21 protein-coding genes are annotated in these 25,423 nt (G+C 72.4%); 13 read left to right on the forward strand and 8 right to left on the reverse strand.

The genetic code is table 11. The annotated features are described in order from the left end of the window. Nucleotides 1-54: 54 nt before the first annotated feature. The 4 genes from ACIBF8_RS25115 to ACIBF8_RS25130 form a co-directional block, all read right to left on the reverse strand. On the reverse strand, nt 55-1,287 hold the full coding sequence (locus ACIBF8_RS25115; RefSeq protein ID WP_396786068.1) for an acyltransferase family protein: 1,233 nt from the start codon (nt 1,285-1,287) through the stop codon (nt 55-57). Continuing rightward, entirely contained in the window at nt 1,284-2,189 is a 906-nt protein-coding gene (locus tag ACIBF8_RS25120; RefSeq protein WP_396786070.1) for an alpha/beta hydrolase, read from the reverse strand. Before ACIBF8_RS25120 ends, ACIBF8_RS25115 begins: the two co-directional genes overlap by 4 nt. A gap of 99 nt (nt 2,190-2,288) precedes the next feature. After that, entirely contained in the window at nt 2,289-2,951 is a 663-nt protein-coding gene (locus tag ACIBF8_RS25125; protein WP_396786071.1) for a response regulator, read from the reverse strand. Further along, entirely contained in the window at nt 2,948-4,183 is a 1,236-nt protein-coding gene (locus tag ACIBF8_RS25130; protein ID WP_396786072.1) for a sensor histidine kinase, read from the reverse strand. The genes ACIBF8_RS25125 and ACIBF8_RS25130 overlap by 4 nt, the downstream gene beginning before the upstream one ends. Before the next feature lie 155 nt (nt 4,184-4,338). Here ACIBF8_RS25130 and fabG point away from each other — a divergent pair, with 155 nt between their 5' ends. The 4 genes from fabG (at nt 4,339) to ACIBF8_RS25150 (ending at nt 7,762) form a co-directional block, all read left to right on the forward strand. Continuing rightward, a complete protein-coding gene (fabG, locus tag ACIBF8_RS25135) occupies nt 4,339-5,043 on the forward strand; it encodes a 3-oxoacyl-ACP reductase FabG (RefSeq protein ID WP_396786074.1) in 705 nt (234 codons plus the stop codon). A 27-nt stretch (nt 5,044-5,070) separates the two neighbouring features. Then, a complete protein-coding gene (gene fabI / locus ACIBF8_RS25140) occupies nt 5,071-5,838 on the forward strand; it encodes an enoyl-ACP reductase FabI (protein ID WP_130402568.1) in 768 nt (255 codons plus the stop codon). A gap of 100 nt (nt 5,839-5,938) precedes the next feature. Beyond that, nucleotides 5,939-6,967, forward strand: coding sequence for a ferrochelatase (locus ACIBF8_RS25145; protein WP_396786076.1), 1,029 nt, complete (start codon nt 5,939-5,941; stop codon nt 6,965-6,967). 15 nt (nt 6,968-6,982) lie between these two features. Continuing rightward, nucleotides 6,983-7,762 (forward strand): HAD-IIA family hydrolase, encoded by a 780-nt coding sequence (locus tag ACIBF8_RS25150; RefSeq protein ID WP_088988620.1) that lies wholly within the window; start codon nt 6,983-6,985, stop codon nt 7,760-7,762. Between the two features lie 133 nt (nt 7,763-7,895). On the opposite strand, the gene ACIBF8_RS25155 is transcribed toward ACIBF8_RS25150, so the two are convergent. After that, on the reverse strand, nt 7,896-8,690 hold the full coding sequence (locus tag ACIBF8_RS25155; RefSeq protein WP_396786078.1) for a hypothetical protein: 795 nt from the start codon (nt 8,688-8,690) through the stop codon (nt 7,896-7,898). Between the two features lie 187 nt (nt 8,691-8,877). On the opposite strand from ACIBF8_RS25155, the gene ACIBF8_RS25160 reads away from it, so the two are divergent. Further along, complete coding sequence (locus ACIBF8_RS25160; RefSeq protein ID WP_396786080.1) at nt 8,878-9,690, forward strand: DUF3097 domain-containing protein; 813 nt, start codon at nt 8,878-8,880, stop codon at nt 9,688-9,690. 31 nt (nt 9,691-9,721) lie between these two features. Here the strand turns inward: ACIBF8_RS25160 and ACIBF8_RS25165 are convergent, their stop codons facing one another. Beyond that, nucleotides 9,722-11,023 (reverse strand): serine hydrolase domain-containing protein, encoded by a 1,302-nt coding sequence (locus ACIBF8_RS25165; protein WP_396786082.1) that lies wholly within the window; start codon nt 11,021-11,023, stop codon nt 9,722-9,724. Between the two features lie 120 nt (nt 11,024-11,143). On the opposite strand from ACIBF8_RS25165, the gene ACIBF8_RS25170 reads away from it, so the two are divergent. From ACIBF8_RS25170 to ACIBF8_RS25185, 4 genes are all read left to right on the forward strand, one after another. Continuing rightward, on the forward strand, nt 11,144-11,617 hold the full coding sequence (locus ACIBF8_RS25170; RefSeq protein ID WP_396786084.1) for an NfeD family protein: 474 nt from the start codon (nt 11,144-11,146) through the stop codon (nt 11,615-11,617). A 5-nt stretch (nt 11,618-11,622) separates the two neighbouring features. Further along, complete coding sequence (locus tag ACIBF8_RS25175; protein WP_396786086.1) at nt 11,623-12,729, forward strand: SPFH domain-containing protein; 1,107 nt, start codon at nt 11,623-11,625, stop codon at nt 12,727-12,729. A gap of 150 nt (nt 12,730-12,879) precedes the next feature. After that, the gene (locus ACIBF8_RS25180; protein ID WP_396786087.1) at nt 12,880-13,647 is read left to right on the forward strand and encodes a hypothetical protein; all 768 of its coding nucleotides are present in this window, start codon (nt 12,880-12,882) and stop codon (nt 13,645-13,647) included. 206 nt (nt 13,648-13,853) lie between these two features. Beyond that, nucleotides 13,854-16,052: a transglycosylase domain-containing protein gene (locus tag ACIBF8_RS25185; RefSeq protein WP_396786088.1), complete on the forward strand. Its 2,199-nt coding sequence runs from the start codon at nt 13,854-13,856 to the stop codon at nt 16,050-16,052. A gap of 202 nt (nt 16,053-16,254) precedes the next feature. Here the strand turns inward: ACIBF8_RS25185 and ACIBF8_RS25190 are convergent, their stop codons facing one another. Continuing rightward, nucleotides 16,255-18,144, reverse strand: coding sequence for a thiamine pyrophosphate-requiring protein (locus ACIBF8_RS25190; RefSeq protein WP_396786089.1), 1,890 nt, complete (start codon nt 18,142-18,144; stop codon nt 16,255-16,257). Between ACIBF8_RS25190 and ACIBF8_RS25195 the strand changes: the two genes are divergently transcribed. Genes ACIBF8_RS25195 through ACIBF8_RS25205 form a run of 3 tightly spaced genes read left to right on the forward strand, consistent with a single transcriptional unit; the run spans nt 18,129 to nt 22,426 of the window. After that, the gene (locus ACIBF8_RS25195; protein ID WP_396786090.1) at nt 18,129-19,043 is read left to right on the forward strand and encodes a TrmH family RNA methyltransferase; all 915 of its coding nucleotides are present in this window, start codon (nt 18,129-18,131) and stop codon (nt 19,041-19,043) included. The two genes, ACIBF8_RS25190 and ACIBF8_RS25195, sit on opposite strands and share 16 nt — an antisense overlap. A 47-nt stretch (nt 19,044-19,090) precedes the next feature. Next, on the forward strand, nt 19,091-20,542 hold the full coding sequence (gene argG, locus ACIBF8_RS25200) for an argininosuccinate synthase (RefSeq protein WP_396786091.1): 1,452 nt from the start codon (nt 19,091-19,093) through the stop codon (nt 20,540-20,542). A 6-nt stretch (nt 20,543-20,548) separates the two neighbouring features. Next, entirely contained in the window at nt 20,549-22,426 is a 1,878-nt protein-coding gene (locus tag ACIBF8_RS25205) for a PucR family transcriptional regulator (protein ID WP_396786235.1), read from the forward strand. A 158-nt stretch (nt 22,427-22,584) separates the two neighbouring features. Here the strand turns inward: ACIBF8_RS25205 and ACIBF8_RS25210 are convergent, their stop codons facing one another. Then, nucleotides 22,585-23,937, reverse strand: a complete 1,353-nt coding sequence (locus ACIBF8_RS25210; RefSeq protein ID WP_396786092.1) for a hypothetical protein — start codon at nt 23,935-23,937, stop codon at nt 22,585-22,587. Nucleotides 23,938-24,019: 82 nt separating this feature from the next. Here ACIBF8_RS25210 and murD point away from each other — a divergent pair, with 82 nt between their 5' ends. Beyond that, nucleotides 24,020-25,366, forward strand: a complete 1,347-nt coding sequence (gene murD / locus ACIBF8_RS25215) for a UDP-N-acetylmuramoyl-L-alanine--D-glutamate ligase (RefSeq protein ID WP_396786093.1) — start codon at nt 24,020-24,022, stop codon at nt 25,364-25,366. The last annotated feature ends 57 nt before the right edge of the window (nt 25,367-25,423 follow it).

A 25,423-nucleotide genomic window follows, 5' to 3' on the forward strand; every position in this document is an offset into this window, starting at 1 on the left:
TGCCGAAGTGGCGGGGGAGCGGAGCGGGGTCAGCTCACCAGACTGAGTCGTGGCTCAGCGGGACTGACCATCGGCCCGGCCACGACTGGGAGGATCGCTATCTCGCACAGCGATCACCTCCTGCAAGTCGGGCGGACCGGAACGTTGATGATCGTACACCTGCGGTGCCGGCGGAGCGCACTCGGCCGACCGGTCGGCGACCCCTCCACCGCCCGGTCGGCGGGGCGCCCCCGGCTGACCGACCCGCACGACCGTGACCAGCACCACGGCCAGCAGCGGCAGCCAGCAGCAACGCGCCAGCACCCAACCCGGGCCGTCCGGGGTGGTGTGCAACCCGGGCAGGGTCAGCCCGCTGCGGGCGGTGAGCGCGGTCACCGCCACCAGAACCGGCTGGTGCCACAGGTAGATCCGGACCGCGAAGCGGTTCACCTCGGTCACCGCTCGGCCCGGCAGCGGCCGGGTCAGCAGCCGCTGCAGCGCCGGCCGCGCGAGCAACCCCAGCCCGACCTGGGTGACCGCCAACGCCACGACCAGCAGCGATGGCGGGTTCAGGTTGGACACCCCGGCCCCGGGCACGCCGACCGCACTCACCGGGTAGCCCAGCGCCAGCAGCACCGCCAGCGCGACCGCCCCACCGGCCGCCACTCCGCCGCCGGCCCGCCGGCCGGTCAGCCGCCCATCGGCGTGCGCCACGCCCAGCAGGTACGGCACCGACCAGGCCGCCAGCACGGTGACCGGTGGCAGGTCGGTGCCGGCCGGCAGCAGGCGGACGATCAGGTCGGCCGCGCCGACCACGGCCACCGCCGGTGCCCCGCAGCGCGCCACCCCCCACCGGCGTACGGCGGCACGCAGCGGGCCGGTCAGCGCGACCAGGAGGACCAGCGGTAGCAGGAACCACAACGGGCTGACCGCGAGCCGCAGCGCGACGGCGAGTGTGTCGTCCGAGGTGCCGATGACGGTGGCCGCCAGCAGCACGGCGGCGCCCACCCCGAGCAGCGCCACCGCGGGCAGCAGCAGCCGACGCAGCCGACCGGCCAACCAGCCGCCGGAGCCGCCCCGATGGTGGGCCAGCGACCGGGTCGAGCCGAACCCGGCAGTGAAGAAGAACAGCCCGAGCGTCTGCAACACCCAGGTCACCGGGGCCAGGCCGGGCAGGGCGGTGAGCGGGCTGGCCTGGTGCAGCCCACCGTCGCCGTTCAGCACCAACCCGGTGACCAGCCAGTGCCCCAGCACCACCCCGCCGATGGCGTACGCCCGCAGCGCGTCGACGGCCCGGTCCCGGCTCACCGGGCGTCCCCGATCCGGTCGGCGTCGACGCGGCCCAGCACGACCGCCGCCACCGCGACCAGCGCGGAGCTGCCCGGCGCGAGGTAGCCGTCGTGCCCCGCCACCCCACCCACCGGCAGCGGCCGAGCGCCGAACGCCGGGTCGCCGGGGCGACGGCCGAAGCCCAGGCCGGGCAACCGCACCGGTGGCACCCGGCGGATCCAGTCGGTGGGCGCCTCGGCCGCCCAGAACCGCCGCCCGCCGGGCAGGTCGTCGGCGCGCTGCACCCCGGCGCCCACACCGCCGAGGCTGACCACGTCGGTGACCTGGGTCGGGGCGTCGGCCGCCGCCAGCGACACCACCAGCGCCCCGTAGCTGTGCCCGACCAGCGTGATCGTCGCCGACGGCCGCCGCCCGGCCAGCTCCCGCAGCAGCGTGGCGAGCCCGGCCGCACCACGTCGGGCGCTGACGCCGCCGGCGGCGGTCAACACCCCGTCGGGCGGGTCGTAGCCGAGCCAGGCCAGCACCGCGACCTGCGCCGCCGGGTCGGTCGCCCGCACCTCCCGGTAGAGCTGCCCGGCCTGCACCGCCGGCGCCCGCCGGGCCACCCCGCCCAACCCCCGGTCGAAGTCGGCGAGCGTGCTCCCGACCCCCGGCACCAGCACCGCTATCCGGTCCGCGTCGGCCAGGTCGCCGAGCACCTCGACCGCGCGGCCGTCGCCGCGCGCGTCGAACAGCAAAAACCGGCGTCCGTGGGCCGCCCAGTCCGCGTACGGGGGGCCGGCCGCGCGCATCGCTGCCGCCATCTGGGGGTACGCCTCGACGAACCCCGCCGCCGTGGCCGGCTCGGGTTCGGTCGGCAGGACCAGGTTCACGCCGAGCAGCGCGGCCACCGCCACCCGGCTGGCACCTCGTCGTCGCATCACGTTCTCCCTCCGGAATGTCGTCCGGAGGGAGAGTGCGTCCACGGGCGGGGCACGGTCGTCGTCCCACAGAGCCATTCGCGAACTGGCTCCCCGGGGCTACTCGCCGGCGGCCACCAGACCCGTCTCGTACGCCAGCACCACGGCCTGCGCCCGGTCGCGCAGACCGAGCTTGGCCAGGATCCGCCCGACGTGCGTCTTCACGGTCTGCTCGGCCACCACCAGGTCACCGGCGATCTCCGCGTTGTTGCGGCCCCGGGCGATCAACCGCAGCACCTCGGTCTCGCGTGGAGTGAGCCCGGCCAGGTCGGTGGGGCGCGGGCGGCGGCGATCCGGACGGGCCGCGAACTCGGCGATCAGTCGCCGGGTGACCGCCGGGGCGAGCAGCGCGTCCCCGGCCGCCACCACCCGCACCGCCTGCACCAGGTCGGCCGCCGGGGAGTCCTTGAGCAGGAACCCGCTGGCCCCGGCGCGCAGCGCCTCGTACACGTAGTCGTCCAGGTCGAAGGTGGTGAGGATGAGCACCCGGGGTCGCTGGGCCGACCGGTCACCGAGCAGCGTGCGGGTGGCCGCCAGGCCGTCCATCACCGGCATCCGCACGTCCATCAGCACCACGTCCGGGTCGAGCCGGCGGGCGGCGGCCACAGCCTGCGCGCCGTCGGCGGCGTCGCCCACCACCAGCAGATCCGGTTGGGCGGCGAGCAGCGCGCCGAAGCCCTGCCGGACCATCGCCTGGTCGTCGGCGATCAGCACTTTGATCATGCGTCTCCGCCCTCCGCCTCGTACGGCAACTCGGCCGTCACCGCGTAACCCCCGTCGGGCAGCGGCCCGGCGGTGAACGTACCGCCCAGCGAGGTGGCCCGCTCCCGCATACCGGTCAGCCCATGCCCGGCGCCCGCCTCGCCCGGCCGGGAGTTCGCCTCGGCGGGTCGCGCGTTCTGCACGCGTACCCCCAGGCCGGACGGACCGACGCGGACCGTGACGTGCACCGCGGCGCCGGCCGCGTGGCGGGCCGCGTTGGCCAGGCCCTCCTGCACGATGCGGTACGCGGCCAGCCCGACCGGCGCGGGCACCCGGTCGTCGTCGACCGGCCCGACGTCCAGCGTCACCGACAGCCCGGCCCGCCGGGCCGCGTCCACCATCGCCCCCAGGTCGGTCAGGTCCGGTTGCGGTGCGGTCTGCGGCCCGGTCGTGTCACTGCGCAGCACCCCCAAGAGCCGCCGCATGTCGGTCAGTGCGTCACGGGCCGACGCGGCGATGGCGACGAACTCCGCGGCTGCCGGGGCCGGCACGTCCGTCAGCCGGTACGGCGCGGTCTCCGCCTGCACCGCGATCAGCGACATGTGGTGGGCCACCACGTCGTGCAGCTCCCGGGCGATCCGGGTGCGTTCCTCCAGCACCGCGCGGCGCTCCTGCTCCCGTTCGCTCAGCTCGGTCTGCGCGGCGAGCGCGTGTCGGGACAGCCGGTTGCGCCGGATCAGGTCGCCGACGATCGCCAGCGCGCCGAGCAGCAGCAGGATCGGGACCCAGTTGTCGGAGTGCACCAGGTAGAACACCGGCACCGTGGTGATCGTCACCACCCAGAGCAGCACCGGCCGGTCGACCCGCGCGACGACCACCGCGACCACCGCGACCGACCCGAGCGCCAGCGGCGGCGTCCACGGCCAGGACTGGTCGGCCGGCGCGTTGAACGTGCAGATCAGCAGGGCCAGCACCGTCAGCCGCCAGGCCAGCAGCGGACGCCGGGGCAGCGCCAGCAGCGGTGCCACGGTCATCGCTGCGAACAGCACCGCTACCGGCAGCGGTAGGCCCCACTCGCTCTCCACGGTCAGCGTGATCAGGAAGAGGCCGAGCGCGGCGAGCAGCCCGACCGGTGCGGCGTACGGGGCCAGCGCGGGCCAACGGGTCAGCAGCGGCCGTTCGACCGGGGCGTCCGGGCCCAGCAGGGTCTGCCGCAGGGCCCGCCGGGCCGTGGCGATCGGTTGCCGGTTCACCACCGGGAGGCTACGGGCCGACCCCGCCACGAGGCGTGCCACCAGGGGTTGATCCCCGTGTCGTACCCCGGTGTGACGCGACTCCCGTTAGCGCTTACCTACCGGTAACGCCTAGGCTCCGACGCGTCCGTGCTGACCATTCGCAAGGGGGAACAGTGGCCCGTACCGTGCTGGTGACCGGGGGCAACCGGGGAATCGGCCTGGCCATCGCGCAGGCCTTCGCCAAGCAGGGCGACCGGGTGGCGGTCACCCACCGCAGCGGCGAGGCACCCGACGGGCTGTTCGGCGTACGCGCCGACGTCACCGACGCCGCCTCGATCGACGCCGCGTTCACCGCCGTCGAGGCCGAGCTGGGGCCGGTCGAGGTGATCGTCGCCAACGCCGGCATGACCGCCGACACGCTGCTGCTGCGGATGTCCGAGGAGCAGTTCACCGACGTGCTGGACACCAACCTCACCGGCGCGTTCCGGGTCGCGAAGCGGGCCTCCGGCAAGATGCTCCGCGCCAAGTGGGGTCGCATGATCTTCATCTCCTCGGTGGTCGGCCTCGCCGGCGGAGCCGGGCAGGTCAACTACGCCGCCAGCAAGGCCGGCCTGGTCGGCGTCGCCCGCTCGATCACCCGGGAGCTGGGCAGCCGCAACATCACCGCGAACGTGGTGGCGCCCGGCTTCATCGACACCGACATGACCGCCGGCCTCTCCGACGACCGCAAGGCGGAGATCCTCAAGTCCATCCCGGCCGGCCGGATGGCCAGCCCGGACGAGGTCGCCGCCGTGGTCACCTGGCTGGCCTCGGACAGCGCCGGGTACGTCTCCGGCGCCGTCATCCCGGTCGACGGCGGCCTCGGCATGGGCCACTAACCCTTTTGACTACGGAGGAAATCTGCGATGTCCGGACTGCTCGCCGGTAAGCGGCTGCTCGTCACCGGTGTCATCACCGACGCCTCGATCGCCTTCTCGGTGGCGAAGCTCGCTCAGGAAAATGGCGCGCAGGTCGTGCTCACCGGCTACGGCCGGCTCTCCCTGGTCGAGCGGATCGCCAAGCGGCTGCCCGAGCCGGCGCCGGTCATCGAGGTGGACGTCACCAACACCGAGCACCTGGCCGGCCTCGCCGACCGGGTCCGCGAGCACGTCGACGGCCTCGACGGTGTCGTGCACTCGATCGGCTTCGCCCCGCAGAGCTGCCTCGGGGGTGGCTTCCTCGACGCGCCCTGGGAGGACGTGGCGACCGCCCTGCACGTCTCCACCTTCTCGTACAAGTCCCTCGCGATGGCGGCGCTGCCGCTGATGTCGCCCGGTGGCGCGGTGGTCGGCCTGACCTTCGACGCGACGAAGGCGTGGCCGGTCTACGACTGGATGGGCGTGGCGAAGGCCGGCCTGGAGTCCGCCTCCCGCTACCTGGCACTGCACCTGGGCAAGCAGGGCATCCGCAGCAACCTGGTCGCCGCCGGGCCGCTGCGTACCATCGCCGCGAAGTCGATCCCCGGCTTCGACCAGTTCGAGGACGCCTGGGCCGAGCGTGCCCCGCTGGGCTGGAACCTCACCGACCAGGAGCCCGCCGCGCGGGCGTGCCTGGCGCTGCTCTCCGACTGGTTCCCGGCCACCACCGGCGAGATCGTCCACGTCGACGGTGGCTACCACGCCATCGGTTCCTGACGCCGCACCGCGACGCTCCCTGGTCGCCGTTCGCGTGATCTACGCGTCCGGACCAGGGGGCGTCGCCGGGGCGTCCCGGCCGAGGGGCAAGAATGACCCCATGTCGTACGACGCGGTGGTGCTGGTGTCCTTCGGCGGGCCGGAGCGGCCCGAGGACGTGATGCCGTTCCTGCAGAACGTGACCCGGGGCCGGGGGGTGCCGCCCGAGCGGCTGGCCGAGGTCGCCGAGCACTACCAGCACTTCGGTGGGGTGTCCCCGATCAACCAGCAGTGCCGGGACCTGCTGGCCGCCGTCCGCGCCGACTTCGCCGCGCACGGTGTCGACCTGCCCATCTACTGGGGCAACCGCAACTGGGACCCGATGCTCGCCGACACCGTGACCCAGATGCGCGACGACGGGGTCACCCGGGCGCTGGCCTTCGTCACCAGCGCGTACGGCGGCTACTCGTCCTGCCGGCAGTACCAGGAGGACATCGCCGCCGCCCGTGCCGCCGTCGGCCCGGACGCCCCGGTGATCGAGAAGCTGCGCCAGTTCTGGGACCACCCCGGCTTCGTCGAGCCGCACGTCGACGCGGTCCGGGCGGCCCTGGGCCAGCTCGACCAGGCGTTGCGGGACACCACCCGGCTGGTCTTCACCGCCCACTCCATCCCCAGCTCGATGGCGGCCAACGCCGGCCCGCACGGCGGCCGGTACGAGGCGCAGCTGCACGAGACCGCCCGGCTCGTGGCTGCGGCCGCCGCCCCCGATCTGGCGTACGACCTGGTCTGGCAGAGCCGTTCCGGCCCGCCGCAGGTGCCCTGGCTGGAGCCGGACATCAACGACCACCTGGCCACCCTCGCGCAGCGCGGCACCACCGCCGTGGTGGTCAGCCCGATCGGGTTCGTCTCCGACCACCTGGAGGTGGTGTGGGACCTGGACACCGAAGCGCTGGAGACGGCCAAGCAGCTCGGCCTGGACTTCGTCCGGGCCGCCACCCCGGGCATCGACCCGCGCTTCGTGACCATGGTGCGTGAACTGGTCACCGAGCGGACCGACCCGGACGGCGCGCAGCTGCGCCGCCGCCTGGGCGAACTGCCCAGGTGGGACACCTGCCCCACCGTCTGTTGCGTGCCGACCCGTCGCCCCTGACCTCTGAGGATCATCATGCATGACCGCAAGCCCGTGCAGAGTTGGCTGACCGACATGGACGGCGTGCTGGTGCACGAGGGCCAGCCGGTGCCCGGCGCGCCGGAGTTCATCAACCGGATGCGCGCCTCCGGCAAGCCCTTTCTGGTGCTGACCAACAACTCGATCTACACCCCGCGGGACCTGACGGCCCGGCTCAGCCGGATGGGGCTGGACGTGCCGGAGGAGTCCATCTGGTCCTCCGCCCTGGCCACCGGCCAGTTCCTCGCCGACCAGCGGCCGGGCGGCACCGCGTACGTCATCGGTGAGGCCGGGCTGACCACGGCGCTGCACGCCGTCGGCTACGTGCTGACCGACTTCGCCCCCGACTACGTGGTGCTCGGCGAGACCCGCACCTACAGCTTCGAGGCGATCACCAAGGCCGTCCGCCTGATCAACGACGGCGCCCGGTTCATCTGCACCAACCCCGACGTCACCGGCCCGTCCGTGGAAGGCGCGCTACCCGCCGCCGGCTCGGTCGCCGCCATGATCTCCAAGGCGACCGGGGTCGAGCCGTACTTCGTCGGCAAGCCCAACCCGATGATGATGCGCTCGGCGCTCAACACGATCAACGCGCACTCGGAGAGCACCGCGATGATCGGTGACCGGATGGACACCGACATCCTGTGTGGCCTGGAGGCTGGGCTGGAGACCATCCTGGTGCTCACCGGGATCAGCAGCCGCACCGAGGCGGAGCGCTACCCGTACCGCCCGTCCCGGATCGTCAACTCGGTCGCGGACCTGCTGGACGAGATCTGACCGACTGACGCCGGGCGCCGGCCGCCATGCGCCGGTGCCTGCGCCGGACCGTCACGAACGCCCAACCGAGGAGCAGGACCTCGACGGCGGCGAGTATCCAACCGACCAGGGCCTCGGTCATCGTGGCCTCCCGTCAGGGGCGCAGTGGGGCGTTGCAGGCGGCCACCAGCGCCTGACGGCAGGCCGTGGTGAGCGGCCGCAGGGCCGCGTCCCGTTGCTGCGCCTCGTAGTTGTTGATCGCCCCACCCGGTGCGGCGTGCCCGGCCAGAGCCAGCACTCGGTCGAGCACGGCGGCCCGGGCGAAGAGCCGGCGGGCCCGCGGGTCGAAGCCCGGTGGCAGGTCGGTGGCGCCGTCCGGGCGGCGCAGCGCGGCCAGCGCGCCGGCCAGCTCGGGCCGCCACTGGGCCACGTCGAGACGGGTCAGCGCGGCGGTCGTCTCGGCCAGTGCGGCGGCCAACTCGGCCTCCGCCTCGGCGGCGCCGGGCAACGAGAGTGAGGCGGCGGGCGCGTTGGCCGGCAACGGGTAGACCCGCCAGAGCACCGTCTCGAAACAGTCCCCCGAGCCGGAGGTGTGCATTCGCACCTCGGGAATCAACCCGAGCCCGCCGGCGACCACCGCCTCGCCGGTGATCAGCGCCGCACCGGCGAAGTCGCCGGGGCCGGGCAGCCCCCGGGGATCGCCCGGCGCGGGCAGCACCAGGCGGATCTCGTCCGGGGAGAGCTTGGCCAGAGTGGGCAGCGCGGCGCCCAGCGGGACGTCGGTCCAGGTGCCGGGGGCGTCCGCAACGAGGTGCTCCTCGTCGCCGGCGATGGCGTCGGCGACCTCGTCGAACGGCACCAATCCGGCGCGCCACGCGCGCACCCAGGCAACGAACCGGCTCGACCGGCGCGGCGCGACTGTGACCGCGCCCGTTGCGGGGGTGGACATGCCGAAAGGGTACGTGGTCGCGACCGGCCCTGTCTCGACTGCAGCTCCGGTCGCCCGGCCTGCCCCCAACTGCCCTGTTCGCCCCAATCCCCGTGCCGGGGAGACGCGGTCCTGCGGTGGTTGGTGCGGGCGCCGGGCGGTGTGTCGAGGGCCGGGGTGGGCGTGGGACGGGGTTAGCGTGCTCGACATGGCGGGGCGATACGGCGAGGACGTGTTGGCGGGCGACTGGCGGCGGCGGAAGGTCACCCCCGAGGTGGACGCCGAGGCGGACCTCGTCGTGGAGGACGCCGACTCCGGGTTCTGCGGAGCGGTGGTGGGCTTCGAGGCCGGCGCGGTGGTGTTGGAGGACCGGCACGGTAAACGGCGCAACTTTCCGTTGCTGCCGGCGGCGTTCCTGCTCGACGGACGCCCGGTGACGCTGCGCCGCCCCACCCGCGCGACGGTGCCGGCGGCCCGTCGGCGGACCGCGTCCGGTTCGGTCGCCGTGGACAACGTCCGGGCACAGGTGGCGAAGGCCAGCCGGATCTGGGTGGAGGGCATCCACGACGCCGCGTTGGTCGAGCGGATCTGGGGCGACGACCTCCGGATCGAGGGCGTGGTGGTGGAGCCGTTGGACGGCATCGACGCTCTCGACGCCGACGTCCGCGACTTCGGCCCCGGTCCGACCCGACGACTCGGTGTGCTGGTCGACCACCTGGTGCCGGGCAGCAAGGAGAGCCGGATCGTCGCCCGGGTGAACTCGCCGTACGTGCTGGTGACCGGGCACCCTTACGTGGACGTGTGGCAGGCGGTCAAACCGGCGGCGTTGGGCATCGCGGCCTGGCCGGTGGTGCCGCCGGGGCGGCCGTGGAAGGAGGGGGTCTGCGCGGCCCTCGGGGTAGCTGAGCCGGCCGACATGTGGCGGCACATCCTGTCCCGGGTGAACAGCTTCGCCGACGTGGAGACACCCCTGATCAATGCCATGGAACGTCTCATCGACTTCGTCACCGAGCCCGCCTGACCGCCTGTCCGCCAGATCCGCCCGGCGGCGGTCAGGGAGCCTCGTCCGGGCTGCGGGTGAAGACGAACGTGGCGATGTCGACCGCCAGCACCCGTCCGCTGTCGTCGCGCAGCACCGACAGGAGCTCACCGTTCTCCGGGCCGGAACGTCCCCGCCAGCGGTCCGTCCCCTCGGCGACGAACCGGCTGACCCTCTCCCCGCGTACATGGGCAACCAGGTCACCCGCGTCCCAGCGCAGGTCCAGCGGAGTGCCCATCCACCACCAGCGACCGGTCAGCTCGGCCACCTCCTCGCCGGGCGCGGTGGTGGCCGGCCGCCACGGCTGCGGGAACGCCGGCTCGGCATCCAGCACGGTGGTCAGGAGTTGGCGGCCGAGCCCGGTGATCGGGAAGCCGTACGAGTTGGCGAAGCCGACCACGGCGGTACGGGTGGGCCGGTGCACCACGAGGGCGGCCACGTACCCGGGCATCGAGCCGCCGTGCCCGACGTACACGCGCTCGCCGTCCCGGTAGAGCTCCAGACCCAGGCCGTGCCCGCCGGTCCAGGAGTCGGGGTCGCTGATCACCATGGGGGAGCACATCTCGGTCAGGGTCTCGGTGGCCAGCACCGACGGGTCGGGTTCGGCCAGGAACGCGGCCCAGCGGCCCAGGTCCTCGATCGTCGACCAGAGCTGCCCGGCCGGGGCCATGGCACCGGTGTCGGTGCGGGGTTCCTCGCGCAGCGTGCCGTGCCAGGGGTGGACGACGTAGCCGCGGGCGTACGGCTCGGTGGCCGCGTAGGTGGTGCGGCGCAGGCCCAGCGGGGTGAGGATGCGTTCGTCGAGCAGGTCGGCCCAGCTCGTTCCGGTGAGCCGTTCGAGCACCCCGCCGAGCAGCCCGTACGCCAGGTTGGAGTAGTGGTACGTGCGGTGCGGTGGGTAAGCGATCTTGTCGGCGTTGACCCCGGCGAGCAGGGTGGTCAGATCGACGCCGGCGGCCCGCTCCCACCAGTCGCCCTCGGGTTCGCGTTGGATGCCGCTGGCGTGGCTGAGCAGTTGGCGCAGGGTGAGCTCGCCCACGCCGGTGCCCGGCAGGTGCTGCTCCAGCCGGTCGTCGAGGGCCAGTCGCCCGGCGTCGCGTAACTGCATGATCAGGGTGGCGGTCATCGTCTTGCTGATCGAGCCCACCCGGTACTGGAGGTCGACGTCCGGGCGGGGGTTTTCGCCGGCGACGGCCAGGTGCGCGAGTGCGCCGTCGCGGACCACGCCCAGCACCAGCGACGGAACGTGACCGTCGGCCTGTGCCTGGGCGACCCGGATGTCGATCCGTCGGGCGGTCTCGGGTAGCAGGGTCAACGGGATCTCCTCGGGTCGGGCCGCCGATTCGTGGTGTTTTGGCGAACCGGAAAGGGCTTCGCCGAGCTTACTGATCTTCGCGAAGAAGCCGCGCGTGCATTTGCGTGTCACGATTGGGGGGTGGACGCCGTGGTGTGGATCGTGTTGGGTGTGCTGTTGGCCGTCGCCGAGATCTTCACGACGACGCTATTTCTGATCATGTTCGGGGTCGGTGCGTTCGCCGCCGCCGGTGCGGCCGCCCTGGGCGCCCCGGTCGCGGTGCAGGCGCTGGTCTTCGCGGTGGTGTCGGCGTTGAGTCTGGTGGTGGTCCGACCGGTCATCCGCCGGCACAGCCGATCCGCGCTGGAGAGTGGCGAGCAGCCGTTCGGGGTGGAGGCGATCGAGGGTTCCAGCGCGCTGGTGCTGGAACGGGTGGACGCCGAGCACGGCCTCGTCAAGGTCGACGGTGAGTTGTGGAGCGCCCGGTCGTACGACGCGACACAGGTTTACGAGCCAGGTCTACGGGTTCGGGTGATAAAGGTCCGGGGCGCGACCGCCCTGGTGTGGCAGGACGATGTTTCTTCCGCCGGCGAGCTGCCGGAAGCGAGAGGGTGAACGGGATGCCGTTATTCGGAGTGCTGGTGATCGCGGTGGCGTTGATCGCCGTGATAACGCTGGCCAAGGCTGTGCGGATTGTGCCGCAGCAGCGTCAGGACGTGGTGGAACGGCTCGGCAAGTACAAGCGCACCCTCAGCCCCGGCCTCAACCTGCTGGTGCCGTTCATCGACGCGGTCCGTACCAAGGTCGACATGCGGGAGCAGGTGGTCAGCTTCCCGCCGCAGCCGGTGATCACCTCGGACAACCTGGTGGTCTCGATCGACACGGTCCTCTACTTCAAGGTGGTCGACTCGGTCCGGGCGACCTACGAGATCTCCAGCTTCCTCCAGGCCATCGAGCAGCTGACCGTCACCACGTTGCGTAACGTGATCGGTTCGCTCGATCTGGAGCGGGCGCTGACCAGCCGGGACGAGATCAACCGGCACCTCTCAGGTGTGCTGGACGAGACCACCGGCCGCTGGGGCATCAAGGTGACCCGGGTCGAGATCAAGGCGATCGAGCCGCCGGCCAGCATCCGCGACTCGATGGAGAAGCAGATGCGCGCCGAGCGGGACCGCCGTGCGGCGATCCTGACCGCCGAGGGGCACAAGCAGTCGGTGATCCTCACCGCCGAGGGTGACAAGCAGTCGGCGGTGCTGCGGGCCGACGGTGACCGGCAGGCCCGGATCCTGCAGGCCGAGGGTCAGGCGAAGGCGATCCGGACGGTTTTCGACGCGATCCACCAGGCCAACCCGAGCCAGAAGGTGCTCGCCTACCAGTACCTGCAGGCTCTGCCGCAGATCGCCCAGGGCAGCGCCAACAAGGTCTGGATCGTCCCGGCCGAGCTGACCAAGGCCCTGGAGGGGATGGGTGGCGCGCTCGGTGGGCTGAGCCAGATGGTGGGGGATCTGCCCGCACCGGAGGCCGCGGACCAGGCGAGCCAGGTCGAGCGCGAGGCCGCGGAGGCGGCGCAGGCCGCGGCGGACGCCGCCCAGCAGATCCATGACGAGGTACGCGTCGCCGAGGCGCAGGCCACCGGCGGCAAGGGGCCGAAGGGGCTGCCCGCACCGGAGCCGGTGTCGCCGACCAGCCTCGTCGAGGACCCGGCGGACCAGCGCGAGCGCGGCTGACCCCCGGGCGACGGCTGGGCGTCGTAAATACGAGAAAGACTCATGGGGCGCTCCGACGCCTGCCACGATCGGTCCTAGGACGGGTGGTGACCAGGCAATCGGGGCGCCCCGGCGCGTCGGTGCACCGCTCGACGACGAGCGAGGTGACGCATGAAGGATCCGGCGAATCGGATGTGGTCCTCGGCCCCGGTGCCCGGCGCGCACGACCCGGTCGCCCCACTGGGCTCCCGGCGCAGCGGTGGCGGGTTCGGCGTACTGCCCTTCGTCGGCGAGCCGACCCCGGGCGCCCCGGCCACGAACGCCAGTTGGGCCTGGTCGGTGCGTCGGTTCGCGCGGGCGGCGGTCTGGCTGCTGCCGGCGTACGCCATCCTCTACGGCGCGGTGGCGATGGCCAGCGACGGAGGGGTGGGCAACGACCCCTACCCGGCCGACGGCCGGGCGGTGTATCTGATCGGCTGGGTGGCGGCGATCTGGCTCGGCCTGCTCGCACTGCTGGCCCTCACCGGGCTGCTGGCCGCGACCCGCAGCCGCCGAGTGGCCGCCGCCGGGCTGCTGGTCAGCATCGCCGGCACCGTGTTGATGCTGCCCTTCGCCGGGTTCGAAGAGCAGACGCCGGTCTTCGGCACCACCGCGCGGTCGCTGGTCCTGCTCGGCGCCACGTTCTACAGCGCGGGCTGGTTCCTCACCGGGTGGGCGGTGGCCCGCTCGGGCACCTTCAGCCTCGGCGACGGGGTCATGCTGATCATCGCCGCGCCGCTGCTCGGCCTCGGCGGTGCCCTGATCGGCTCGTTGCAGACGTTCGGCGCGATCTTCGTACTGATCGCCGGCATCGGCATCGGCTACCGCTCCGGCCGCCTGATGCCCCGCGAAACCGCCAGAGACGCCGCCGCCGCCAGCCTCAACACCCCAACTCCCTAACCCGGCCCCACCTCCCGCCCGTTGATCATGAAGTTATTGCGCTCGGGCTCGGCGTGTCGCGGCAATAACTTCATGATCAATGGGGGTGGGGTTGGGCGGGGAAGGGGAGGGGTTGGTGGGGGTTGGCTGGTGGGGGGCCGTGAAGTTGGTGACAATCGTGGCCCGGGGGTGGTCGGTTGGCGGTTTTTGTGGCAATGCTGGGGAGCATGGCCGCCTCCCGCTCGCCGCTGTCGCGGCTGTTCACCGTGCTGCTCGCCGGCGTGTTGGCCGGGCTTGTCCTGGCAGTTGCCGCGCTGCCGGGCAATCTGCTGCTCGGGCTGACCGCCCGCTCCGCGCTCGGGTCGTACGCCGCGTTGCCGGCCTCGCTGAAGACCCCGGCCACCCCGCAGCGTTCGTACCTCTACGCCAACGACGGCAAGACGCTGATCACCACGTTCTACGACGTCAACCGCACCGACGTCCCGTTGTCGGAGATCGCCCCGGTGATGCGGCAGGCGATCGTGGCGGCTGAGGACCGGCGCTTCTACGACCACGGTGGCGCGGACCCGCGTGGCCTGGCCCGGGCGCTGGTGGCCAACGTCAAGGGCGGCGGCACCGAGCAGGGCGGCTCGACGCTGACCATGCAGTACGTCCGTAACGTCCTCAAGACCGACCCCACCCGCACCGCCGAGGAGCGCGCCGCCGCCACCGATCCCACCGTCGGCCGCAAAATCCAGGAGATCCGGTACGCGAGTGCGCTGGACAAGAGCCTCGGCAAGGACGAGATCCTCGACCGGTACCTGAACATCGCCTACTTCGGCTCCGGCGCGTACGGGATCGCGGCGGCCAGCCAGCGGTACTTCGGCAAGCCTCCGGCGCAGTTGACCCTGGGCGAGTCGGCCCTGCTCGCCGGTCTGGTGCAGTCCCCGGACGCGTACAGCCCGATCGACGGGAGCAAGGACGACGCGCTGGCCCGCCGGTCGTACGTGCTGGACTCGATGGTCGCCACCAACGCGATCACCGCCGCGCAGGCCGCGCAGGCCAAGGCGGAGCCGCTGGGCCTGCACCCCACCGCGCAGCCCAACGGCTGCACCGCCGTGGCGCAGGGGCACGACGACTGGGGTTACTTCTGCGACTACCTGCGCCAGTGGTGGCTGACCCAACCGGCCTTCGGGGCCACCGTCGCGGAGCGCGAGCAGGCCCTGCGCTCGGGTGGCTACACCGTGATCACGTCGCTCGATCCGAAGGTCCAGGCCACCGCGCAACAGCAGGCCACCAAGGTCTATGGGTACGACAACAAGCGCGCCCTGCCGATCGCGGCGGTCCAGCCCGGTACCGGGCGGGTGCTGGCGATGGCGGTCAACCGGCACTACAGCCTGGCCGACAACCCGGCCGGGCAGGCGAACTACCCGAACACCGTCAACCCGCTGATCTCCGGCGGGGCCAGCGTCGCGGGTTACCAGGCGGGTTCGACGTTCAAGCTGTTCACCATGCTCGCCGCGCTGGAATCGGGCCGTACCCTCTCCACCGGCTTCGACGCGCCCGCCAAGCTCCCCACCCGATACCCGGCCGAGGGCCCGGGCAGCTGTGACGGCCACTGGTGCCCGGCGAACGCCAACCCGGACTGGATGGACGGGTACCGGATGATGTGGGACGGCTTCGGCCGCTCGGTGAACACCTATTTCGTCTGGTTGGCCGAGCAGGTCGGCCAAGACAAGGTGGTGCAGATGGCGCAGCGGCTCGGCATCACCTTCCGGGCTCGCTCCGACGCCGACTTCGCGAAGAACGACGCCGCCGACTGGGGCTCGTTCACCCTCGGCGTGGCCGCCACCACCCCACTGGACCTGGCCAACGCGTACGCCACGGTGGCCGCCGAGGGCACCTACTGCACGCCGGTGCCGGTGGTTTCGGTGACCGGCGCGGACGGCGCGAAGGTGCCGGTCGGGCAGCCGTCCTGCAAGCGCGTTCTCGACGCCGACATCGCCCGTGCCGCGACCGACGCGGCGCGTTGCCCGGTGGGCCAGCAGTCGGCGTTCGGGCAGTGCAACGGCGGCACCGCCACCGGTGTGAACGACATCCTCGACGGCCGACCGGTGGCGGGCAAGACGGGTAGCTCGGAGCAGAACTCCACCGAGACGTTCGTCGGTTTCACCCCGCAGGTCGCGGTAGCCGGGATCGCCGCCAACCCGGACGATCCGGGCGACTCGGTGGGGTCGGCGGTGCAGACCAAGGTGATCGACGCGGTGGCCCGGGTCATCGCCACCGCGGTGAAGGGCCAGCCGGAGAAGGCGTTCGCCGCGCCCAGCCACGAGGTGGCCGGCGACCCGCACCGCCCGGTCGAGCGCCCAGCGGTCCCCGACCGCCAGCAACCCACCACCGAGGACCCCCGCTCACCCCTCCAACGCTGGCTCGACCGCCGCGGCTAACTCGGAAGTAGACCTACTTCCTCCCGGTTAGGGCCGCTTCGCGCAGCGGAGCGACAGGGACTAACCCCCACCCCACCCCGCCCCACCCAACTCACCCACGATCTTGCACTTTCGGTTGCTGATTAGTGCCCTTCTGCGGCTTTTGTCGCAGCAGAAAGTGCAAGATCGCGGGAGGGGGCGAGGGGTTGAGCGGGACAGGGGGTCAGCGTTCGCGGCGGCGGGGGCGGTAGCTGGCCAGGGTGGCCGGTAGGCCGCGGCGGACGATTCCGGCCCAGTCGGTGTCGCCGCGCAGTACCGCCGCCGCGGTCTTGCGGGCCTGTTCGACGGTGAAGTGTGGTGGCAGCATCAGTTCGGCCGGGTCGACCAGGGCGTTGATCACCACCGGCCGGTCGGCGGCGAGCGCCCGGTCCCACACGTCCGGGATCTGGTCCGGCGAGTCGATCAACTCGCCGCGCAGCCCGAGCACCTCCGCCCACTGGTGGTAGGCGATGTCCGGCAGCTGCTGGCTGTCCGGGAACATCGGCGTGCCCTCGGTGGAGCGCTGTTCCCAGCTGACGAACGCCAGGTCCCGGTTGTTGAGCACCAGCACCACGAATCGCGGGTCGGCCCAGCTGCGCCAGTACTTGGCCACGGTGATCAGCTCGTTGACGCCGTTCATCTGCATGGCGCCGTCGCCGATCAACGCGACCATTGGCCGGTCCGGGTGCGCGAATTTGGCGCTCAGCGCGTACGGCATGGCGCCGCCCATGGACAGCAGCGTGCCGGACAGGCTGGCCAGCATCCCGGGGCGTACCTGGATGTGTCGGGCGTACCAGGCGGTGGTGGTGCCGCAGTCGACCGCGAGCATGACATCGTCGGGCAGTCGCTCACTGAGGGTGTGGAAGAGCAACTGTGGGTTGACCGGGTCGCCGTCCTGCGCGGCCAGGTCGCGTTGCGCCCGACGCCACGCGGAGGTGGCCTCGGCGACCTCCGCCCGCCAGGCGGTCGGCCCGGGGCCGGGGCCCAGCTCGTCCAGCAACGCCCGCAGGGTGGGGCGGGCGTCGCCGGTCAGGTTCACCTCGGTCGGGTACCGCAGCCCGAGCTGGGTGCCGTCCAGGTCGATCTGCACCGCGCGGGCCTGCCCGGGTGGCGGGTAGAACTCCGAGTACGGCATGTTGCTGCCCACGATCAGCAGTCGGTCGCAGCCGCTCATCAGCTGCCAGCTCGGTCGGGTGCCGAGCAGCCCGATCGCGCCGGTCACCCACGGCTCGCGGTGGTCGACGGCGGTGAAGCCGAGCAGTGCGGTGGCCACACCGGCCCCGAGCCGATCGGCGATCTCGCGGACCTCGTCGCGCGCGCCGAGCGCGCCCTGCCCGACCAGCATCGCCACCCGCTGCCCGCCGCGCAGCACCTCGGCCGCCCGGCGTACGTCCGCCGGCGGTGGCACGGTCGGCGTGCTGCTCGGCGCGTTGCTGGTGTGGTAGTAGCCGTGCGCGTGCGGCGGGTCCGGAATCGCCGGCTCGTCCTGGATGTCCAGGGGGAGGATCAGGGCGGTGACGGTACGCCGGGCCAGCGCCGTACGGCATGCCCGATCGACCAGGTGACGCACCTGCGCCGGGTGGTCGAGTTGGGCCAGGAACGCGGCGGCCACGTCCTTGTAGAGGGCGAGGAGGTCGACCTCCTGGTAGTAGCCGCCGCCCTCGGCGGTGGTCGCGGTGTGCCCGACCAGGGCGATCACCGGTTGGTGGTCGAGTTTCGCGTCGTACAGGCCGTTGAGTAGGTGGATGGCGCCCGGCCCGCTGGTGACCAGCGCGCAGCCCAGCGGGCCACCGCCGTACTTGACGTGTGCGGAGGCGGCGAAACCGGCGGTCTCCTCGTGGCGGACCTGGATGAACTGGGCCCGCTCGTTGGTGCGTTGCAGGGCGGAGGTGAGGCCGTTGATGCCGTCGCCGGGATAGCCGAAGTAGCGGTGTACGCCCCAGCTGAACAGTCGTGACACGATGTGGTCCGCGACGGTCGGGTGCCGGGGCAGGGTGCCCGCTTCGTCCGGCGCCGTGTGGTCTGCGCTCACCTGGCTGGTCCTTCCGGTCGAGTCCGATGCTCCGCCGGTCATTCCCCTTCTTCTTCGGACAAAACACCCCGTCGAACCGGCGTCCAAGCGCGACGCCCCGCGTCCGGCAGAATCGTCCGGTGCCCGTTCACCAGATCACTGACCCTGACGACGACCGGATCGCCGACTATCGGGCGCTTACCGACGTCGAGCTGCGCACCCGTTGGGAGCCGCCGCACGGCCTGTTCATCGCCGAGGGGGAGTTGGTGCTGCGCCGGGCGTTGCGCGCCGGCTACCCGGCCCGGTCCTACCTGGTCGACGCCAAGCGGGTCGACCAGCTCGCCGACCTGGACACCGGCGACGCGCCGGTCTACGCCGCCACGCAGGACGTGCTGCAACGGGCCACCGGTTTCCACGTACACCGGGGGGTGCTGGCCTCGTTCCACCGCCGCCCGCTGCCGACGGCGGCCGAGGTGCTCGCCGCCGCGCGCCGGGTCGTGATCCTGGAGGACGTCAACAACCACACCAACCTCGGTGCGGTCTTCCGGGGCGCCGCCGCGCTCGGCATCGACGCGGTGCTGCTGTCGCCGTCCTGCGCCGACCCGCTGTACCGGCGCAGCGTCCGGGTCAGCATGGGCGAGGTCTTCGCGATGCCGTACGCGAAGCTCGACCGCTGGCCCGAGGGCTTGGACCAGGTCCGGGACGCCGGCTTCACCGTGCTCGCCATGACGCCGGCGCCGGACGCCGTACCGATCCAGCGGTTGACCCCGGCCCAGCGCGAGCGGGCGGCGTTGCTGCTCGGCGCCGAGGGGCCCGGCCTCACCGCGGCGGCCCAGGCCGCCAGCGACGTGCGGGTGGTCGTTCCGATGCGCCGCGGCGTCGACTCGTTGAACGTCGCGGCCGCCGCGGCGGTGGCGTTCTGGGAGCTGGGCCGCGACGATCCGCCGTTCGGTGGCGAGTAGGTCGCTTCGGCTTGCATGGCCATGCGTTCTATTGCATAATTTTCCCCGTGTCCAAGGTTCTCACCTCCCTGCCCACCGGCGAACGTGTCGGCATCGCCTTCTCCGGCGGCCTCGACACCTCGGTCGCGGTCGCGTGGATGCGCGACAACGGCGCGATCCCCTGCGCCTACACCGCCGACATCGGCCAGTACGACGAGCCCGACATCGCCTCGGTGCCCGGCCGTGCGCTCAGCTACGGCGCCGAGGTCGCCCGCCTGATCGACTGCCGCGCCGCCCTGGTGGAGGAGGGTCTGGCCGCGTTGACCTGCGGCGCCTTCCACATCCGCACCGGCGGGCGGGCGTACTTCAACACCACCCCGCTGGGCCGCGCCGTGACCGGCACCCTGCTGGTGCGGGCGATGGTCGCCGACGACGTCCAGATCTGGGGCGACGGCTCGACCTTCAAGGGCAACGACATCGAGCGGTTCTACCGGTACGGCCTGCTGGCCAACCCGATGCTGCGCATCTACAAGCCGTGGCTCGACACCGCCTTCGTCACCGAACTGGGTGGGCGCAAGGAGATGTCGGAGTGGCTGCTCGAACGCGGCCTGCCGTACCGGGACAGCACCGAGAAGGCGTACTCGACCGACGCCAACATCTGGGGCGCCACGCACGAGGCGAAGACCCTGGAGCACCTCGACACCGGCATCGAGACGGTCAACCCGATCATGGGCGTCCGGTTCTGGGACCCGACGGTGGAGATCCCGACCGAGGACGTCACCGTCGGCTTCGACCAGGGCCGCCCGGTCACCATCAACGGCAAGGAGTTCGGCAGCGCCGTCGACCTGGTGCTGGAGGCCAACGCCATCGGCGGCCGGCACGGCCTGGGCATGTCGGACCAGATCGAGAACCGGATCATCGAGGCCAAGAGCCGGGGCATCTACGAGGCGCCCGGGATGGCCCTGCTGCACGCCGCGTACGAGCGGCTGGTCAACGCCATCCACAACGAGGACACCCTGGCGAACTACCACAACGAGGGCCGCCGCCTCGGTCGGCTGATGTACGAGGGCCGCTGGCTGGACCCGCAGGCGCTGATGCTGCGCGAGTCGTTGCAACGCTGGGTCGGCACGGCGATCACCGGCGAGGTGACGCTGCGGCTGCGCCGGGGCGAGGACTACTCGATCCTGGACACCACCGGCCCGTCGTTCAGCTACCACCCCGACAAGCTGTCGATGGAGCGTACCGAGGACTCGGCATTCGGCCCGTCGGACCGGATCGGCCAGCTCACCATGCGCAACCTCGACATCGCCGACTCGCGGTCGAAGCTCGAGCAGTACGCCTCCCTCGGTTTGGTCGGCGGCGGCAACCCGCAGCGGATGATCGGCGCTGCCCAGGCCGCCTCGACCGGGCTGATCGGCGCGATGCCACAGGGTGGCGCGGAGGCCATCGCCTCCCGGGGCGTCGCCTCGGCCGAGGACGCTGCGCTCGACCGCGCCGCGATGGAGTTCGGCGTCGACTGAGCCCCGCTGACCCCGGTCAGCGGCGGCAAGTCGAGTTCCGGCGTCACGGACGGTAGCGTGTCGGCCGTGTTCCCTACCGTCCGTGAGGTCCTCGCCCTGGACCCGGTCCGCCATGGTGCGCCGCGCGTGGTCGCCGGGGACGACGGGCTGGACCGGCCCGTCCGCTGGGTGCACGTGGCCGAGGTGCCGGACATCGCCACCCTGCTCGGCGGCGGCGAGCTGGTGCTCACCACCGGCATCGGCCTACCCGCGGACGACGCCGGGCTGCGCGCGTTCATCGGTGATCTCGCCGACGTCGGGGTCTCCGGGCTCGTCGTCGAGCTGGGCCGCCGGTACGTCAGCGGGGTGCCCCGGGTGATGGCCGCCGCCGCCGAGCGGCGCGGGCTGCCGCTGGTGGAGCTGCGCCGGGCCACCCCGTTCGTGCGGATCACCGAGGCGGTGCACGCGCTGATCGTCGACGCGCAGCTCACCGAGCTGCGCGCCACCGAGGAGATCCACCAGCGGTTCAACGACCTGTCCGTCGAGGGCGCCGAGGCCACCGAGGTGATCCGCCAGGCCGCCGAGCTGTCCGGTTGCCCGGTCGTGCTGGAGAACCTGTCCCGGCAGGTGCTCGGGTACGACCCGGCCGGTGAGAGCGCCGAACTGCTGCTGGACGGCTGGGAGCAGCACTCCCGGCGGATCCGGCCGGCCGGGCGGACCGCGTACGACCCGGACAGCGGCTGGCTGGTGACCACCGTCGGCGCGCGGGGGCAGGACTGGGGTCGGCTGCTGCTGCGCTGGCCGGCCAGCGGGGACGTGCCCAGCGCCCAGGCCATCGCACCGACAGCCGGCCCGCCCACCCGGCTCACCATCCTGATCGAGCGGGCCGCGTCCACCCTCGCGCTGGGCCGGCTGATCCGCCGCGACGCCGAGGGCCTGGAACGGCAGATCCACCGCACCCTGCTCACCGCGCTGCTCGACCACTCCCGCCCGGTGGACGAGGTGGCGCTGCGGGCCAAGGCGCTCGGCGTGCTGCTCGACCGGCGGCACCTGGTCGGTGTCATGGTCCGGCACCGCGCCGACGACCCCGCCGGGGAGGTCGGACCCGAGGCCGCCCAGGCCCGGCTACGGGATCTCTCCGAGGCGGTCGGCCAGGCCCTGCGGGAGGCGAAGCTGACCGCGTTGACCAGCGCCGTCGACGACAACTCGGTGGGCGCGTTGCTGGCCCTGCCGGACCCGGCCGTCGAGGACCGTGCGCTGTCCGCGTTCGCCAGCGCACTTCGACGGGTACGCCTGGAGGCCGGCGCGGGTCGGCCGGGAGCCGGTGTCGAGCCGGCTCGGGTTGCCTCCGGCCCCGACGCGCCTCGTTCCGCCCCCGGCGTGGACGCCTCCCGTACGGGGTTCGTGGTCGAGGCCACTCGCGCGGCTGTCGAGGGAGTGCGGGGCGCCGTCCCGGGCGGCGTGATCGTGGCCGCCGGGTCCGGGGTGAGCACCCTGCGGGAGGCTCGACGGTCGTTGGTCGAGGCGCGGCAGATCGCCGAGGCGGCCCGACGGGACCGGCGTGACCTGCCGATCTTCCGGCTGCCACACGTCGGTCTGGCCGGGCTGCTGCATCTGCTGCGCGACGAGCCCCGCCTGCAGACGTTCGTGGAGCGTGAACTCGGCGCCCTGCTGGAGTACGACGCCGGGCACCCTCGGGAGCAACTGCTCGACACCCTGCGCGCGTACCTGGAGCAGGGGCGCAACAAGTCCGCCGGCGCGGCCGCGGCCCACCTGTCCCGGCCGGCTTTCTACGAACGCCTGGCCCGCATCGCCCGCATCCTCGACGTGGACCTCGACTCCGTAGAGGCGACCCTGTCCCTCCACGTAGCCCTGCTAGCCCTAGAAGCAGTCCGAACCCCCTAACCCACCCCCCGCGCCCCCACCCCACCTACCCACCCCACCTACCGGCGGTGATCAAGAGATTTGCGTCAGAAATCTCGCGCGGGATGACGCAAACCTCTTGATCAACGAGGCGAAAGAGGGCCCGGGTGGGGGGTGGGGTGGGGTGGGGTGGGGTGGGGTTAGGCGGTGAGGGTGTTGAGGGCTTTGGCGTAGGTGGGGGGAATGTGGTTGGGGCCGCCGGGGGTGAAGACGTCGGACGACGCCACCGCGGACCAGGCCGTCTCCGGGACGGCGTCGACCAGGGCCTGGATCACCGGAGCGTCGCGCCACTGGTCCTGCTCGGCGAGCAGACCGAGGGCCACCACAGATTCCTCGACCTCGCCCACGCACTCGAACGGCTTGTGCCCGTCGACGCCCAGCAGTTCGCGGTAGCCGGGGATCTGCGACTCGTCGGCGAGCAGGTCTCCGCCGAAGATGTGGGTGACCCGCTCCCGGGGCATGAACGGCGCCATGGCCAGGAAGACGAACCGGCACTTCGGGCAGTCACGGCACCAGCGCGCACTCGCGTCGCGCAGCTTGAACGCCTGGTTGCAGCTCGTCACCACGTCGTCGTAGCGGGTGAACTCGGCGAACAGTCGGGCGATGTGCAGCTCGGACAGCGAGCGCAGCAGGGAGAAGTACGGTTCGGTGAGGCCGGCGTGCTCGGCCAGCGACGCCCGCAGCAACCCCTCCGCCTCGACGCCCTTGGACCACTGGTGGTTGATCTCGTGGCCGTTCCAGACCAGGTTCGGGTCGGACGCCGAGCGCTCGTTGGACATCACCACCGGGCCCAGCCCGTGCAGCACGGCGGTGGCCACCGCGATCAGCGAGTTGATGGCGGTGACCGGGATGTGCCCGTTCAGCGCGCCGGCCGCGTTCAGGTCGAACAGCACCGGGTCGATACGCCGCCGGGCGGCCAGCGGGACCAGCCCGGATGCCTCGTTGACGGCGACGATCACGTGGTTCGGGTTGACCGAGAACGGCACCGGGTCCAGCTCGGCGCGGCGCAGCGCCTCCAGGCTGACGATCGAGTCCTTACCGCCGCCGACCGCCGAGAGTGGGCGACGGTCGGAGTCGTCGTACACCCGGGGGGATTCCGGCGAGCCGGCTGGCACCTCCGGGCGCAGCTGGAGCACGTGCGGGAGCTGGTTGCGGTACGCGTACTCCGCGAGGCCCTTGGTGTAGACGGCCGTGACGTAGTCGACGGTGGCCGCGCCGAGCGGCGCCGGCAGCACGAGCCGGGGCGGCGCGGCGGCCTTGTAGTAACTGACCCCGGCGACGAGGTGCAGCACCTCCAGCACCCGGTCGAGGGTCGCCACCGTCTCGTCGGAGGGCGGCTCCGCCGGCAGGGGAAGTGTGATCACCTCGGTGAACCGCTGCTCACCGGCCGGGCCGGTCAGGGCGTAGTCGAACAACACCTCGCCGGTGGCGAAGTCGATCGAGTAGGACGGGAAGGTGAAGGCGTCCATCCGCCGGAGCTGCTCGTTGGGCACACGCCATACTAGGCCCTGGTTCGTCCGGCCGTGTCCGGACCGGGCCCGCCCTGCCGCCGCCGTGACCCCCGAGGAGAGCCCTGTGCGCCTTTCTGACCTGCGCGGACGTACCGTTGCCGTCTGGGGCACCGGTCGGGAGGGCCGGGCCGCTGTGACCGCCATCGCCGCGCACGGCCCGGCCGAGCTGGTCGCCGTCGACGACAGCGCGAATTTCCTGTCGCTGCCGTGGGACGGTCCGCTGGCCGAGGCGGCGCCGCTGGTCACCGGGGAGGCGGGCTTCGAACGGCTGGCCGGCGCGGACGTGGTGGTCCGCTCCCCGGGCGTGCCCCAGACCCATCCGTGGCTGGTCGAGCTGCGCCGACGCGGGGTCCTGGTGACCCAGGGGACCGCGCTGTGGATGGCCGACCACGCCGCGCGCACCGTCGGAGTGACCGGAAGCAAGGGCAAGAGCACCACCTCCAGCCTGATCAGTCACCTGCTCACCGCGATGGGCCGGCCGAACGTCTTCGGCGGCAACATCGGCGTGCCGACCCTGGACCTGCCCGAGGCGGACCTGTACGTGCTGGAGCTGTCCAGCTATCAGTGCAGCGACCTCACCGACTCGCCCCGGGTGGCGGTGGTCACCGCGCTCTTCCCCGAGCACCTGGACGCGCACGGTGGGGAGCGGGAGTACTACCGGGACAAGCTCAACCTGCTCGCCCACGACCCGCAGACGATCGTGGTCAACGGTGGCGACCCCCGGCTCGCCGCCGAGTTGGGTGAGCTGCCGGCGGTCCGGGCCGGTCGCCCCGACACCTTCCACGTCGCCACCGGCCCCGACGGCACGCTCTGGTTCCACGTCGGTGACCAGCTGCTCTTCCCGCGTGCGGTGCTGCCGCTGGTCGGCCGGCACAACGAGGGCAACCTCTGCGTCGCGCTCGCCGTGCTCGACGCGCTCGGCCTGGACGTGCTGGCCGGCAAGGACCACCTGGCCATCGCGGTCGCCGAGTTCCAGGGGTTGGCCCACCGGCTCACCGAGATCACCGACCCGTCCGGCCTGACGTTCGTCGACGACACCCTGGCCACCAGCCCGTACGCGGCCATGCACGCCATCGACGCGTACGACGGACGGCCGTTGACGGTGATCGTCGGGGGCAACGACCGGGGTCTGGACTACACGCCGTTGGCCGAGCACCTGGCCGAGCGGGAGCTGACCGTGATCGGCATTCCGGACAGCGGCCCCCGCATCGTCGAGGTGCTGGCCGGTCTGCCGAAGGTGCGTACCGAGCTGGTCGACGACCTGGTGGACGCGGTTCGGCTGTCCCGCGAGGTGACCCCGGCCGGTGGGGTGGTGCTGCTGTCCCCGGCCGCGCCCAGTTACGGCCGGTTCCGCAACTTCGAGCACCGCTCCGAGGTCTTCGCCCAGGCCGTCGCCGACACCGCCGGCTGAGTCGGGCGTAGCGACACCGCCGGCTGAGCCGGGCGTAGCGACACCGCCGGCTGAGGC

It is taken from the genome of Micromonospora sp. NPDC050276 (assembly GCF_044459545.1).
GTDB lineage: Bacteria > Actinomycetota > Actinomycetes > Mycobacteriales > Micromonosporaceae > Micromonospora.

Excerpts from the sequence above, each read along its gene's own strand:
- ACIBF8_RS25120 (WP_396786070.1), bottom strand. The coding sequence starts at position 2,189 with ATGCGACGACGAGGTGCCAGCCGGGTGGCGGTGGCCGCGCTGCTCGGC.
- ACIBF8_RS25125 (WP_396786071.1), bottom strand. The coding sequence starts at position 2,951 with ATGATCAAAGTGCTGATCGCCGACGACCAGGCGATGGTCCGGCAGGGC.
- fabI (WP_130402568.1), top strand. The coding sequence starts at position 5,071 with ATGTCCGGACTGCTCGCCGGTAAGCGGCTGCTCGTCACCGGTGTCATC.
- ACIBF8_RS25145 (WP_396786076.1), top strand. The coding sequence starts at position 5,939 with ATGTCGTACGACGCGGTGGTGCTGGTGTCCTTCGGCGGGCCGGAGCGG.
- ACIBF8_RS25150 (WP_088988620.1), top strand. The coding sequence starts at position 6,983 with ATGCATGACCGCAAGCCCGTGCAGAGTTGGCTGACCGACATGGACGGC.
- ACIBF8_RS25155 (WP_396786078.1), bottom strand. The coding sequence starts at position 8,690 with ATGTCCACCCCCGCAACGGGCGCGGTCACAGTCGCGCCGCGCCGGTCG.
- ACIBF8_RS25160 (WP_396786080.1), top strand. The coding sequence starts at position 8,878 with ATGGCGGGGCGATACGGCGAGGACGTGTTGGCGGGCGACTGGCGGCGG.
- ACIBF8_RS25175 (WP_396786086.1), top strand. The coding sequence starts at position 11,623 with ATGCCGTTATTCGGAGTGCTGGTGATCGCGGTGGCGTTGATCGCCGTG.
- ACIBF8_RS25180 (WP_396786087.1), top strand. The coding sequence starts at position 12,880 with ATGAAGGATCCGGCGAATCGGATGTGGTCCTCGGCCCCGGTGCCCGGC.
- ACIBF8_RS25185 (WP_396786088.1), top strand. The coding sequence starts at position 13,854 with ATGGCCGCCTCCCGCTCGCCGCTGTCGCGGCTGTTCACCGTGCTGCTC.
- ACIBF8_RS25195 (WP_396786090.1), top strand. The coding sequence starts at position 18,129 with ATGCTCCGCCGGTCATTCCCCTTCTTCTTCGGACAAAACACCCCGTCG.
- ACIBF8_RS25190 (WP_396786089.1), bottom strand. The coding sequence starts at position 18,144 with ATGACCGGCGGAGCATCGGACTCGACCGGAAGGACCAGCCAGGTGAGC.